This window comes from Desulfoluna sp., from assembly GCF_030145185.1.
In the GTDB taxonomy this organism is placed as follows: Bacteria; Desulfobacterota; Desulfobacteria; order Desulfobacterales; family Desulfolunaceae; genus Desulfoluna.
The window spans coordinates 47,712-61,749 of record NZ_JAQYWB010000019.1; the positions used below are offsets into that span (position 1 = coordinate 47,712).

At 54.3% G+C, this 14,038-nt stretch carries 12 protein-coding genes; 9 read left to right on the forward strand and 3 right to left on the reverse strand.

Annotated features, from left to right (window positions below):
- Positions 1 to 625: 625 nt before the first annotated feature.
- From Q1Q75_RS08060 to Q1Q75_RS08070, 3 genes are all read left to right on the forward strand, one after another.
- On the forward strand, positions 626 to 1,123 hold the full coding sequence (locus Q1Q75_RS08060; RefSeq protein WP_300669062.1) for a prepilin-type N-terminal cleavage/methylation domain-containing protein: 498 nt from the start codon (positions 626 to 628) through the stop codon (positions 1,121 to 1,123).
- 17 nt (positions 1,124 to 1,140) lie between these two features.
- Positions 1,141 to 1,632, forward strand: a complete 492-nt coding sequence (locus tag Q1Q75_RS08065) for a hypothetical protein (protein ID WP_300669065.1) — start codon at positions 1,141 to 1,143, stop codon at positions 1,630 to 1,632.
- 68 nt (positions 1,633 to 1,700) lie between these two features.
- A complete protein-coding gene (locus Q1Q75_RS08070; protein ID WP_300669067.1) occupies positions 1,701 to 3,986 on the forward strand; it encodes a GspE/PulE family protein in 2,286 nt (761 codons plus the stop codon).
- Positions 3,987 to 4,007: 21 nt separating this feature from the next.
- Here the strand turns inward: Q1Q75_RS08070 and Q1Q75_RS08075 are convergent, their stop codons facing one another.
- Both Q1Q75_RS08075 and Q1Q75_RS08080 read right to left on the reverse strand, forming a co-directional pair.
- Positions 4,008 to 4,823: a rhodanese-like domain-containing protein gene (locus Q1Q75_RS08075; protein ID WP_300669070.1), complete on the reverse strand. Its 816-nt coding sequence runs from the start codon at positions 4,821 to 4,823 to the stop codon at positions 4,008 to 4,010.
- 37 nt (positions 4,824 to 4,860) lie between these two features.
- Positions 4,861 to 5,784 carry a hypothetical protein gene (locus Q1Q75_RS08080; protein WP_300669072.1) on the reverse strand — a complete coding sequence of 308 codons (924 nt, stop codon included), beginning with the start codon at positions 5,782 to 5,784 and terminating at the stop codon, positions 4,861 to 4,863.
- Positions 5,785 to 6,519: 735 nt separating this feature from the next.
- On the opposite strand from Q1Q75_RS08080, the gene Q1Q75_RS08085 reads away from it, so the two are divergent.
- Positions 6,520 to 7,554 carry an HD domain-containing phosphohydrolase gene (locus Q1Q75_RS08085; protein WP_300669075.1) on the forward strand — a complete coding sequence of 345 codons (1,035 nt, stop codon included), beginning with the start codon at positions 6,520 to 6,522 and terminating at the stop codon, positions 7,552 to 7,554.
- A 92-nt stretch (positions 7,555 to 7,646) separates the two neighbouring features.
- Here Q1Q75_RS08085 and Q1Q75_RS08090 read toward each other — a convergent pair whose 3' ends face one another.
- Positions 7,647 to 8,801 (reverse strand): radical SAM protein, encoded by a 1,155-nt coding sequence (locus Q1Q75_RS08090; RefSeq protein WP_300669079.1) that lies wholly within the window; start codon positions 8,799 to 8,801, stop codon positions 7,647 to 7,649.
- Between the two features lie 432 nt (positions 8,802 to 9,233).
- Here Q1Q75_RS08090 and Q1Q75_RS08095 point away from each other — a divergent pair, with 432 nt between their 5' ends.
- The 5 genes from Q1Q75_RS08095 (at position 9,234) to Q1Q75_RS08115 (ending at position 13,817) form a co-directional block, all read left to right on the forward strand.
- Positions 9,234 to 9,866, forward strand: a complete 633-nt coding sequence (locus tag Q1Q75_RS08095) for a corrinoid protein (RefSeq protein ID WP_300669081.1) — start codon at positions 9,234 to 9,236, stop codon at positions 9,864 to 9,866.
- Between the two features lie 80 nt (positions 9,867 to 9,946).
- The gene (locus Q1Q75_RS08100) at positions 9,947 to 10,747 is read left to right on the forward strand and encodes a dihydropteroate synthase (protein WP_300669083.1); all 801 of its coding nucleotides are present in this window, start codon (positions 9,947 to 9,949) and stop codon (positions 10,745 to 10,747) included.
- Between the two features lie 290 nt (positions 10,748 to 11,037).
- Positions 11,038 to 12,078, forward strand: coding sequence for an endolytic transglycosylase MltG (mltG, locus tag Q1Q75_RS08105; RefSeq protein ID WP_300669086.1), 1,041 nt, complete (start codon positions 11,038 to 11,040; stop codon positions 12,076 to 12,078).
- Between the two features lie 375 nt (positions 12,079 to 12,453).
- Complete coding sequence (locus tag Q1Q75_RS08110; protein WP_300669087.1) at positions 12,454 to 13,458, forward strand: glycoside hydrolase family 3 N-terminal domain-containing protein; 1,005 nt, start codon at positions 12,454 to 12,456, stop codon at positions 13,456 to 13,458.
- Complete coding sequence (locus Q1Q75_RS08115; RefSeq protein WP_300669089.1) at positions 13,458 to 13,817, forward strand: hypothetical protein; 360 nt, start codon at positions 13,458 to 13,460, stop codon at positions 13,815 to 13,817. The genes Q1Q75_RS08110 and Q1Q75_RS08115 overlap by 1 nt, the downstream gene beginning before the upstream one ends.
- The last annotated feature ends 221 nt before the right edge of the window (positions 13,818 to 14,038 follow it).

Sequence of the window (14,038 nt, forward strand, 5' to 3'; positions counted from 1 at the left end):
GGCAGAATTCAACTCAGCCGTTGACCTTAACCGGAAGGATTCAGCCCATGAACAACTCCGGCGGCAAGGTGAGCCACCTTAAAAGCGGGTTTGCGAATGCTCTGCGGCTGTCGCTATTCTATACACCTCACATCCGGATCAAATCACAGCGACATGTCTATAGACGTGTGTTTGTAAACCCTGCCCCACCGAAAAACAGGCCATAAAAGACAGGCAAATTTCGTTCGCTCCAGACGACCACTCTCAACGGTTTTTTACTCAAATCAGATCAATATGCACTTGAATAGAAGAGCTTGCCCCCCCACATTCATTCTGGTTCCGGTATCGCCAGTTTCCGATTTTCCTTACGCCAGCCTGAAAAAGCCGCCCCTTCATATTGAGATTGCGCTTGCCACGCGAACACTATAAAATAAATAAAATCGTCCCCTTGAGATAGCCAGTCGCCACAAGCGCCACCATTCTTTTTTCATGCAAACAAATACACACAGAGAGGCATCGAAATTCTCTGTTTCACCCTCACGGTAACCCGCCTGCGTTGTTCAGCCCCTCTTTACAGACCCCGCTTCTTCATGACCTGTGCTCCCCGACAAAGGGAACACCTCATCCCAAACCCAGGGGAGGACATATGGAAACGACATCACGATGGAAGAGCCAAAACGGATTTACCCTGATTGAGCTGATGACAGTCGTCGCGATCATCGGCATCCTGGCCACCATCGCTCTACCCAATTACCACCAGTATATTCTCAAGGCCGAAGCCGTGAAACTTGTGGGCCAAATTGAAATCATTAAAACCGCCTTGGCTGTGGCCTACGCAGAAGAGAACAAGTACCCGGATTTTGAAACAGCCGCCGCCGGCAAGGCACCGAATTCCATGAAGGGTTTCCTCACGGATGAGATCTTCAATGGTCCCGATACCATTGTGATCCGTCTGAGATCCGGGGCGCCGAACATATTTAGAGCCGACAGGGGCTTCGCTGAAATGAACGAGCCCTATCTGATATTCGGATCAAGACAATATGGAAAAGCAGACAAGCTCCTGATCACCCTTCAGCAGATGATGGGACCCGACAGATTTAAATTTTATATGGGGCACAGCTGGGCAAAGGTAAAAATCATGTAATCACAAGGGGAGCAACTATGGCTGACCAAAAGAACACACAAGATGATCCTCATAAAAAAATCAGCGATGCAAAAGCCATTGATGAACTTGTACAAGCCGCCCAGGACCAGGCAATCAAAATGTCCCACGCAAAACAAGCCCACGGAGAATCACCGGAGAGGGCACGCCTGACCGTATGGATCCTGGTGATAACCCTCCTTGTCCTCATCGCCTCATTCATCCTGCACTATGACCAGATGTTTCATCCCTTTCACCGGCCCGAGGCACGGCAGATCGAACACGCGGCCCGGCTGGAAATCATCACGGCGGCCGATCTTCTTGACCAGTTCCGCAGCGAGCAGGGAGAGCTGCCCATCAACCTCCCGGAAGCACTCAATGCCAGGGATTTTATCGACTATGGGCGGGTGGGAGACAACTACACACTGACCATGAAACTCAACGGCAAAGTGCTGCAGTTCCAGGAAGGGGACGATAAAATTGCCTTCCTGAAAGACGCCCTGACAGATTAGAAAACGGCCCACAAAAAAACCCTGGTTCGGCACCCGCCTCACCCCAATGAGTACCACAGGAACGGCCCATGATCTCCATCAGCCACCCGAAGGCCAGTGATATCCTGGAACTTGCCCTCTCCCTCAGCCAGGCCACCGACGTTGAACGCCTCCTCAACGAACTGGCTGAACAAATCACCACCCTGTTCCACGCTGAAAAGGTCCGCCTCTTTGCCTTCGATGCAAAAACCCATGAACTTCTCACAAGGTTCAAGTTCCACGACATCTACACCGGTCTGAGGTTTCCCGTCTCCAACGACACCCTGGCCGGGTATACCGCCCAGAACAAAATCGTGGTCAATGTCAATGACGTGCGGGATCCAGAGGATATCGCCAGGTACCCCGGCATGAAATACGACCCCCGCTATGAGGAAAAAACCGGCGTTCAGATACAATCCATCCTCTCGGTTCCTCTCCTGTTAAAGGGTAAAGAGCTGATCGGAATCATTCAGCTGATCAACACCGAAGACGAGACCTCCCGTTCTCCCGACGTGGCCGACTTTTTGACCCACCTCGGCAAAATCGTATCGGCCACCCTGTTTCACCGTGACCACAGCCACCCTGGCGCAGGAAAATTCGATCTCCTGCTGAAAAAAGGGGAACTCACCACAGATGAACTGAACGAGGCCACCCGGGCGGCACGCGAGCACAGCTCAGACCCCCTGAACGGCGATGTGGTGAGCGTGCTGCTGGAGAGATTCCAGATCCCTGAAAAGGCGATGGCCGCCGCCCTCTCCCGTCACTATCTTACCGATTTCCTGTTCTTTTCCGAGACACGAATCATCTCCCCGGACCTGTTGAAAGGGTTTAACACAACCTATTTTCGGAGTTCCTTTGCCATCCCCATTGCAAAGGAGGCGGGGACCCTCTCCCTGCTTCTGGATGACCCCCTGAACTCTGACGTGGTCAATGAGATAAAAACAACCATGATGGTGGATGAAATCAAGCTCTATGTCGGATTCAGAAAGGACATTTTAAGGTACATTGACGCCGTCGAAAGCATGATATCCCCCCATGGTGACGTTGCCTCTCTTATGGAAGCCCAACTCTCAGAGCCCATGGTGGATGAACGGGACAATGACGTTGAAGACATCCTGAACGAAAATGCCCCCCTGGTCATCCAGGTGGTCAACAAAATGATCCTGGATGCCTGCGACAAATCGGCCTCGGACATCCACTTCGAGCCGGGCACGGGACGGGATAAGACCGTGGTACGGTTCAGATCGGACGGTGCCTGTTTTCCCTACACCGACATTTCCCCCGCCCTCTCCCAGTCTGTCCTTAATCGTATCAAACTGCTGGCCGGCCTGAAACTGGATGAACACCGCCTCCCCCAATCCGGAAAAATACGCCTGAAAAACGGCCATCAAATTATCGAATTACGGGTGGAGATCACCCCGACGATGGGCGGAAAAGAAGACGCCGTCCTCCGCCTTCTCTCAGGAGGAGGAGGATTTTTATCACTGGATGCCCTTGATTTTTCGGACGCCAACCGAACAGAACTGCTCAGAATCATCCGCAGGCCTTATGGAATCCTCCTGGCAGTGGGTCCCACAGGATCAGGAAAAACCACGACGCTCCACGCCCTGATCCACATTTTAAACACCCCGGAAAAGAAAATCTGGACCGTGGAGGACCCCGTGGAAATCACCCAGAAAGGCCTGCGCCAGGTTCAGGTAAACCGCAGCATAAAAGCCGACCCGCTGGATTTTGCCCGGGCCATGCGGTCCCTTCTCCGCGCGGACCCCGATATCATCATGATCGGGGAGATGCGCGACCTGGAGACCGCAAAAATCGCCGTGGAGGCCTCCCTCACCGGCCACCTGGTCCTGAGCACCCTGCACACCAACTCCGCCGCGGAAACCGTGACCCGCTTAACAGAAATGGGCATCGACGCCATGAACGTCGCCGACAGCCTGCTGGGGGTTCTGGCACAACGCCTGGTACGCCTTCTCTGTGACCACTGCAAAAAGGCCTACACCCCCGCCCCCCAGGAAGTCGATGCCCTGATCAATGAGTACGGAAAGGCCCGTGCCGAAGAGCTTGGCCTTACGGACACTACGGAATTGACCCTCTACAGACCCACCGGGTGCGATTTCTGCAACAGCAGCGGTTACCGGGGAAGAGCCGGCATCCACGAACTCCTCGTGGCCACACCGGACATCAAAGACCTCGTCCACAGACAAAGCGCCTCCGGCCCCATCAAAGAGATGGCCCTCACCCAGGGAATGCGAACCCTGAAAATGGACGGAATTCGAAAAGTCATCAACGGAAAGACCACCCTTGCAGAGGTCAAAAGCGTCTGCAGTGACTAGGCCACAAACGATCAGATAACCTTACAAGACAGACCCCGCCTCAGCATCCATTTCAGTCAACAGCATACGGATATGACCTTTTTCGGCCTCGGCCAATGCGTAGAAGGTACCGCGCCCTTCGCCGTCCATGCCGGCTGCCAGACTGCGGTACATTTCATAGGCGGCCATTTCGATTTCAAGGGCCACCTCAAAGAGAGATTCCCAGCCCAGATCGCCGTTTTCAAGTCGCTGAAACAAAAGGGACACGCTTTCCCCCCCTTCGGCCAGGACGCCGGGAAGCGAATTAAAAAGGGCCATATTATCCGGGGCCTGAGGGTCGATGCGTTTGAGGCGGGTATGAAGGAGGTTCAGGTGGGAGATTTCCACGGCGGCGAGCCGTCTCACCAGGGCCTCAGGGCCAGCGCCTGCCATCAGCATCTCCAGCCGCTGGTAAAACCGCCACGCCCCTTTTTCAAGGTCCATGGCCGTCACCAGCATCCGGGGCAGGTCGTCATGGATGCTCACGAGTCGGATCCGGGGCAGGCCATAAGCGAGCCGGCCCATCCAGGCATCGAGACCGCCCATGAGGTTGTAGACGTCCCCCTCGGGATGGACCTTCTCCTCGAAGATCAGTGCCGTGGCAAGGGACTTGGCTCCCCGGGCACAGATAAACACGGTCTTCAGGCTGGGATCCAGCTCCCCGGCACGCGCACCGAGTTCAAGCGCCGGGATGCAGATGGAGCCTGGCATGTGCTCTGCCTCGTACTCCTCTTCCCCCCGCACGTCCACCAGGGTGTACTCCCCTTCCCCATGCCTTTTCAAAAACCTGCCCAGCTCTTCCGGCCATAGCTGCTTCATTGCATCATCCTTATGTCACCGGCACCCGAAGGTGTTGTCAGCTTGCATTCGATTTTTCGGTCTTCAGCTTCATGAGGGATTCGGGGATGTCCCAGCCCTCCGGGTCTTCCTGAACTTTCCAGCGTTTGTGAAACCACCACCATTGGTTGGGGGTTTCACGAATCCAGGATTCCGCGATGCGGTTCAGCCGTTCCGTGTTATGCCGGATATTCAGGTCCCGGTCTTCATAGGGGGTTTCCAGGGCAAAGGATGGACCGACCTTGACATGGTGATACCCGGCTTTTTCTTTTCGGTTGATCACCGCCGGGATAATGGTGGCACCGGTTTCAAGGGCAAAACGCGCGGGAGCCGGGGTGGTGGATGCCAGTTGCCCGAAAAATTCACACACGATGGAACGATGCATGGCAAGATGCTGGTCGATGACCAGAGTGACAATTTTATTTTCTGCCAGCAGCTCTTTAATGTAATTTTTGGTTCCGTTGCGGGAAATAATGGTCACACCGGTATTCTCACGCACCATGGAGATAAACGCTTCCGCGTTTTTACTCATGGCTTTCACGACCACTGCGATGGGAGCACCCCGCATGGCCATGGAACACCCGCCGATATCCACGTTGTCAAGGTGGGTCGCCACCAGAATGACCCCCTTCCCACGCGCAAGGGCCGCGTCAACATGTTCCCACCCGTCAATCTGAACCAATTTTTTATTTTCTTCGAGGGACATGTGAGGGATACGAAGAATTTCCATAATATACATGCAAAAATTCGAATACAGTTCCCGAATCATCTGCTTCTGTTGCGTCGCCGAGAGTTCATGCCCGAGTGCACGGTTGATATTCTGCAACGCCAATTTTCTTCGGACCGGGATGATATTGAACCAGACCCACCCAAGACAGCGTCCCAAGGCCATGGCCCACGATAAAGGTAAGAATGCGATGAATCGACTGAACAAATTTAACATGTATAATAATACCTTCTATGCTTTATATTCTGGTCCAACCCCCGAGATGGGGAAAAGAGAGCGGCCCTTATGGACGAAAGACAAAAAGAATCAAGCGGTCATCATGAACCGCTCACTCTTCAATTATTTTAGCTAGTATATTCCAAGCCTATCGGCTTTAGCAAGATTTTTTGTCACTGATCCGTGCCCATGAAAATAAGGAGAATCACCAAAAATTATTCGCACCTCAGCACGTAAAACGGCCCTCCCCACCCGCAGCGGCCTCTGCCTCAATAACTTGGTTCCATGGATACGCCCCCCGATCATTTCATCTTTCCCCATTCAAAAACAAGGCAAGACCCTTCAATCAATGAACCGGCCGATTTTAGACATTCCCCATGGATGTTCTCGTTTCCATTGCGATCCGTCAGGCTCCCGCCGGCACCGGTAAACGCTCCCCCAAATCAGGAGGCGGGGCTGTCTCCTCTGAAGAAGAATCGGGTGTTTGAAAAACACAAAATGTCATTTTCGGTTTTCTGTTCAATTTTCTCATCCTTTGACTAACCGACCCTTCGGACTCTTTTCCTGCCTCAAGATTTCACTCATGCTGCCGATAGTATCAGAAAATAGACGTGACTCTCTGTTTCTAAAACCAGTCAACACGATGGCTGTATGTTCCGAAAAAAATATCCCCGGGAGGGGAGTACCGTCACAATAACGCTGCCCTTCAAATTGATTTCTAAACCTGGAGTATCCATGGACTTCTACACGTTGATGATCAGCTTTTTTATTCTTTCAGGTGCAGGAATAATGATATACAGCATCCGGCAGTTTCGAAGCACAATTCAACTGCTGCAAGCCTTTTATATTCGCAAAAGCAAAAAGTTATCGCGGATGATCACGCTTCACCTGACGATGATGGCATTCTTTTTCTTCGGCTACATCGGCTTTTTATTCTTTTTTCTCGCAGGCGCCGACACGGGGATTGAGCTCATCACGGCGCTGGTCTTTTTTTGGGGAGCGATTTTTGTGGCCATGGGCAACGGCATTCACAAAGGGATGCTCAGCACCATCCAGGAAAGCTACAAGAGCACGGTGAGCATCAGCATCGCGCTGAAAGAGGAGCAGGAAAAACTCCTCACCATCAACCGTCAGCTGCTCCAGACCGAAGACGTCACCATCCTGGCCCTGGCCTATCAGGCGGAACTCCGCGATGGGGAAACCGGTCGCCACGTCACCCGCGCTGCGGAATACACAGGCATCATTGCCCGGCAATTAAAAAAGGACTCCACCCAATCCTCTTATCTTACAGATCAGTATATCGTGGATTTGGTGAAGTCCGCCCCGCTCCACGATATCGGCAAGGTCGCCATCCCGGATCAGATTCTCCAGAAAAAAGGGCCGTTCATTCCCCAGGAATTTGAGATCATGAAACAGCACTGCCAATATGGCGCCGATATCATCTGCAAAGCCCAGGAGAAACTTAAATTCCGCTCCTTTCTCACGATTGCCGTTCAGCTCACCTTGTCCCATCATGAAAAATGGGACGGCAGCGGTTACCCGGCGGGGCTGGCCGGCAAAAGCATTCCCCTCTCCGCCCGAATCATGGCACTGGCCGACGTCTACGATGCGTTGAGGACGAAAAGGTATTACAAAGAGGCCTTCTCCCACGAAACGTCCTGCCAGATTATCAGGGAGGAGCGGGGCAGACATTTCGACCCCGAAATCGTGGAGGCCTTTTTTGCCGTTGAAAAAGAATTCGAGCGCATCTCCCTCGAACAGGCGGATTGACCGGCGAGCCGAGATCATGAAGCATGCCGAGCGGGCGAAACCGCACGTGCCCCTTTTCAGACTCATCATGGGTTACCCGCAGACGGGATCGATCAGATAAACTGGGTCATGAGCTGGGTAATGACCTCGTCCACGTTCTCGGGCGTAATGGCGTACTGCCGGCACGTCGCCTCCACCTGCTTCATATGGGCAGACCCCTGCATTCCCCCGATGCCGTGAAACAGCCCCAGTCTCCGCCCCACCTGGTAATGCATCTTCTCAACCGGGGCCATGGCAAGGAAGGCTCGGATCTTTTCGCACATCGCCTCCCGGTCCTCGGGAAAGCGCCCCTCCACATCCTGAAACAGGTTCAGGATATGATCGCTGGCAAGGGTGCTGGTAATCTCCCCCAGCGACTCCAGGAAGAGAAGGATCTCCCCGGCAGCCTGCTCGTCGGTGATTTTTTCAAAGCGCCCCTCTTTCCAATCCGTGTAGAGCTCGGTGTGACCGGGGATGGCAAGGGTCCGAAGCCGAATATAATCGGGGTTGATCTGCGTGAGGGCATCGGCGGTCTCCAGGGCGTGCTCCCGGGAAAGCGCCTTGCCCCCCAGACCGGGCATGACATACTCGGAAAGCTCCATGCCCGCTCGCTTCACCTTCTGGCCCCCTTCGATATGCATGGCCTTGGTAGACCCCTTTTTCATCTGTTTCAAGACCGCATCGGAGCCGGATTCCATGCCGATATGAATCCGGTTAAGCCCCGCCGCACACATACGGGTGAGATGTGCGTCGCTGATGCGGGCGACGGTGTGGGACCGTGCATACGAAGTAATCCGATACGCCCATGGAAAAACCTCTCTCATGTACTCCAGAACCCGAATCAGATCTTCCGGCTTGACGATGAGGCTGTTGGCATCCTGAAGGAACACCGACTTCATCCGCCCCCGGCTCCAGTTGACGGCCGCCTGAAATGCATAGATATCCCCCCCGCTCACCGTCTGCTGAACCCCCTCGATGTCTTGACGCGTCACCCGACCCTTTTCTGCCAGCACCTCATGGAGGGGAAGTGCATACCGGGCCACGGCATCGATATCCCGGATCACATCCTCCACCGACCTCAGGGAAAAGGACGCCCCTTTATACACCGGGCAGAAGGTGCAACGGTTCCACGGGCAGTTCCGCGACACGCGAATCAACAGGCTCGCGGCCTCACTCGGAGGCCGGATGGGCCCCTGCTCAAAACCTTCATACTCACAGGTTGTCTTCATCGTATCCTCACTTTTCTGTCCAGAGTCATCATCAATACACTAATGTAGACATCCCTGACGAGAATGCAACGCGCCAGAAACAAATGCCCTTGCCATTTGAATCGAGGAGCCCCCCGCGAAAACGAACAGACGACGGCTTCCCGAGCCGATTATTATTCCATAATATGGATATTCATTTAATATATTGCACAGTATGGAATTATGTGCTTAAAAAGAAATCGACTGAAAAGGTACCACCCCACGGAAGCAGCACAGCATATGAGGTCTCCTCTGGATGATTTTTTCTGCCCTGAAAAATAACACCGTTCATATGCTGAACAGGAAAAGGGAAGGCCACTCTGAGAACAACCCCCACACCCGGGCTTCCCGATCTCTGACCTTCATTTTCACAGGAAAGCCCCAACACGTCACATTTAAATATGGAGAGTCATTATGTCTGATTTGAATGCCATCACTGAAGCCCTTATTTCCGGCGACCTCGATACCCTGACAACCCAGGTCAAAGCAGCCCTGGACCAGGGAACCTCTGCCAGTGATATCCTGAGCCAGGGCCTTATTAAAGGCATGGGCATCGTAGGCGAACGCATGGAGTCCGGTGCGATGTTCATCCCGGAGGTCCTGATGTCGGCCCACTGCATGGGAACAGCCGTAGAGATCCTGACCCCCCTGCTTGCTGCCGGAGAGGCGTCCTCAGCCGGTCGCGTGGTCATGGGCACCGTGAAAGGAGATCTCCACGATATCGGAAAAAATCTCGTGGTGATGATGCTTGAGAGCGTGGGATTTGAAGTCACGGACTTGGGCGTCGACGTGGACGCGGACACCTTCCTGAAAGCCATCGAAGAGCACAAACCCCAGATCGTCGGCCTCTCCGCACTGCTAACCACGACCATGCCCATGATGCGCGAGACAGTCAATAAAATCAGCTCACAGACGGACAGAAAGGCCCTGAAAATAATGATCGGTGGAGCCCCCGTTGACCAGGCTTTTGCCGACGAGATCGGTGCCGACGGGTATGCCTCCGATGCCGGTTCCGCCAGCAAACTGGCCAAAGCCCTTCTCAACTAATCGGAACCTCAGGATGGCCTCGCAACACCGATGTCATGTTGCGAGGCGCTCAACAAGGCACTACATATTAAGGAGACGCCATGTTTACCGTTATCGGAGAACGCATCAACACCACCCTTAAAAAAGTAAAGGCCGCCACCGCTGAACGCGATGCTGCCTACATCCGAGGCGATGTGCAAAAACAGCAGGCTGCCGGAGCCACCTACATCGACGTCAACGCAGGCGCCCGCATCGGCCACGAAGAAGACGATATGCAATGGCTTCTTTCCGTGGTCAAAGAGGCGACCCGGCTCCCCTTATGCCTCGACAGCCCCGACCCGGCCATCCTGGAGATGGCTTACGGCATGGTCGATCAGCCCCCGATGATCAACTCCATCAGCCTCGAAAAAGATCGTTTTGACCCGATGATCCATTTTCTTAAAGGCAAAGAGTGCCGCATCATCGCCTTGTGCATGGATGACTCTGGAATGCCCAAGGACGTAGACGACATCTTTTCCCGGGCCAAAACCCTGGTCGAAGAGTTGGAAGGCATTGGCTTTAAACGAAATGACATCTTTATCGATCCGCTGATTCAGCCCATAAGCGTGGCGGCCGAAAACGGCACCATGGCCATGGATGCGGTGGAAAAAATCATGACGGAGCTCAAAGGGGTTCACACCACCGGCGGCCTCTCCAACATCTCCTATGGCCTGCCCCAACGCAAAGTGGTCAACCGTATCTTCCTGTCCATGATGATGGCACGTGGCTTTGACTCCGCCATCATGGACCCTCTGGACACCGAGATCATGGCGGTCCTGAAGACCTCAACCATGATCCTGGGCCAGGACAACTTCTGCATGAATTACCTGAAAGCCGTTCGGGCAGGATCGATCATCGCCTGAGAAACGACCCCTCTCGCGGATCGTTCACGAGTCGAGTGGCATCCGCCAAAAGGGTCACCGGTAAAGCACTGTATTTCGAGCCCCACGGATCCACCGAAGGGTCGCCTGCTCTGCATGCGGCCCTTCCCCGGTTCTGAACGTTCCGAGGGGACAATCCCGCCCTCTCTGACGACGGCCCACGCAAGGCACACTTTGACAAACAACCAGGGCCTGACATATGATCGCGGTGATGGTGCATCGTCAGCAGCGACAAAGCGATGCCGTGATTTGAACCAGACAATTGGGTACCCATGACGGAAACAAAGACCAAACCACGCACACTCAAGATCCTCTGGCCCCTCCTCCTCCTGATATTTTTTCTTGCAGTGGCCGCCGGAGGCTCGGCAGTACACCTTCACCGGTTCTACCGCACCCCCCAGGGAGACCCGAACCTGACGCTGATCTATACCCTCGGCCGTGGCCAAAATTTTAACACCACGGCGCGTCAACTGGCCCAGGCCGGGATCTGCACCTCAGAAACCAAACTCCGGCTCATGGCCACCCTTTACGGCCTCGACAAAAAAATCAAAGCCGGAGAATACCGCCTGTCGGGTTCTATGACGCCTGAAGCGATTCTTTCCAGCCTCACCCGCGGCAAAGTCCACCTCCACAAACTCACCATCCCTGAAGGCTACACGGTCTCACAGATCGCCAAGGTGGTGGAACAAAACGGACTCGGAAAGGCGGAACGCCTCTCCCAGCTCTGCTTCTCCAAAAAATTTATCCACCGCATGAACCTCCCGAAAGGAGCGCCTTCCCTGGAAGGCTACCTCTTCCCGGAGACCTACTTTTTCGAAAAAGGAACGACCGAAGAGGCCATTATTACAGCCATGGTCAAACGGTTTAAAAGCGTCTTTACCCCTCAGCTGCAAACCGACGGAAAGGCCCTGGGGCTTACCCCCAATGAGGTGGTAACCCTGGCCTCGATTATCGAAAAAGAGACCGGCGCCACCTTTGAACGTCCGTTGATCTCCTCGGTCTTCCACAACCGCCTGAAAAAAAAGATGCGGCTGGAAACGGACCCCACGGTGATCTACGGCATCAAAGACTTCAACGGAAACATCACCCGAAAAGACCTGCGCCGAAAAACCCCCTACAACACCTATGTCATCAGGGGACTCCCCCCAGGCCCCATTGCCAGCCCAGGCCTGGCCGCGCTCACCGCCGCCGTCCGCCCCGAAAAAACATCGTACCTCTACTTTGTTTCTAAAAAAAATGGGACCCACCACTTTTCGCAAAGCTTAAAAGAACACGGGAAGGCCGTGCGGACGTATCAGCTGAGGAAAAGGTAAAGGTTAAAGGCGAAAGGCCAAAGGCGAAAGGCGAAAGGCCAAAGGCCAAAGGCGAAAGGCCAAAGGCTAAAGGCTAAAGGCGAAAGGCCAAAGGCCAAAGGCGAAAGGCGAAAGGCGAAAGGCTAAAGGCTAAAGGCTAAAGGCGAGAGTAGCCCAAGACTTAGAGGCGTCAACGAATAAAAGAACAAACAGTGGAAAAATAGAACCGGCATCTTCTTCAGCGACGGCTGCCGGATTTCACCCTTCGCGCGAATGCCCCGAAAGCGCACGCATAACGACGACCTCCACGCATTCGCCATTGGGTTTCAAGGTGCCCCCACCTTGCGCCGGAGGCAGCTTCTTTATTGTTTTATTCCGAAAACCAGAGAAAGTGATATGACACATTTTTCAAGCATGACATTGGTCGAACAGGTGGGGCAGCGACTCCTTGTGGGCTTTGACGGCACCGGCCTTACCGACGACCTGCAATACCTCATCGACACCCTCAAGGTAGGCGGGGTCATTCTTTTTGCCAGAAACATCGAGTCCCCAGACCAGGTGGCCTCCCTTTGCAATGCAATGCAAAAACATGCGGCCTCTTGCGGGCTTCCCCCTCTTTTCATCGCTGTAGACCAAGAGGGGGGCGTCGTGTCCCGCATGAAAGAACCCCTGACCCTCTTTCCAGAAGGGGCTCCAGCCTTAGGCTCGTTTGAAGCGGCGCAGCACTTCGGACGCACCACGGGAAAAGAGCTGTCCGCCATCGGCTTTAACATGGACATGGCCCCGGTGCTGGACGTGCAGCCCGAGGGGTTTTCCGGCATCATGGAAAAACGGGTTTTTCCGGGATCTCCTGGGGAGGTGGGCACACGGGGCGTTCAGGTCATGGAAGCCCTTGAAGCGGAAGGGGTTCTCTCCGTGGTCAAACATTTCCCCGGGATCGGGCGCACCACCCTGGATTCCCATCTCACCCTGCCGGAACTGGCCACCCCCTTTTCCGAGCTGATGCAAGCCGATCTGGTCCCGTTCCAGGTGGCATGTCATGCCGGCGCCTCCGCCGTCATGCTCTCCCACATCAAATACACTGATATTGACCCCCAGTGGCCCGCCAGCCTCTCGCCCGAGGTGGTCAAAGGACTGCTCCGAGGACGCCTGGGGTACAAGGGCGTGGTCATGACCGACGACCTCGACATGAAGGCCATCACCTGCGATATGGAGACCGTGGCACATCAACTGGTGAACGCAGACGTCGACATCGCCCTTATCTGCCACCGAAGCCCCCGCTACGAGACCCTGGCAGAGACCCTGAAAACCCTGGCGGCCAAATGCCCCGAGGCTCATGCCGTCGCGACGGGCCGCATCCTGGCGTTAAAAGAATCTTTCCTGCAAAAAGGGCCTGCCTGATGGCCAGCCTGGCATATCGCCTCACAAAAAGCTATCTGACCTGGATCGCCCCGGCCACCCCCAGGGCCATCCGAATGCGAAACGCCCTCTGTTTTCTTATTCTTCTCGCCTGGACCCCCTTCGGGGTCGCCTCTCTCTTCCTCTTTGACAGCCCCGGATCAGAATCAGACCCCTTCGCCTGGATCATCGTCGGCTTCGTCTGGATTTACCCTCTCCTGTTTCTCCTCTCCCTTCCCCTCACCTTGCTGGCCCTGCGCAAAAGAGAGATCCACCGCGCCGCCAAACGGGCGACCCTTCCCCTGTGGTTTGCCAAGGCCATGCTCATGATAGGCCTGGGTCTTTATTTAAAGCTTAAATAAAAAAGCCAACCATTTATGCGCAACAAACGACGCAACAGTCTTTTTTCCCTAAAAAGGAACTTCATAAGTTGCGACAGCCATCCGATATATAATAGGTGTGCCTTTCAAGGCAAAAGGACAGGACTCAACAATGCTGATTCATTAAATATAGTAAGCTGATATCACAGCGCCATTGTCGTTCCCCTCCTTTTCAATGTACCCGTTCATGCGCCTGAGCCTCG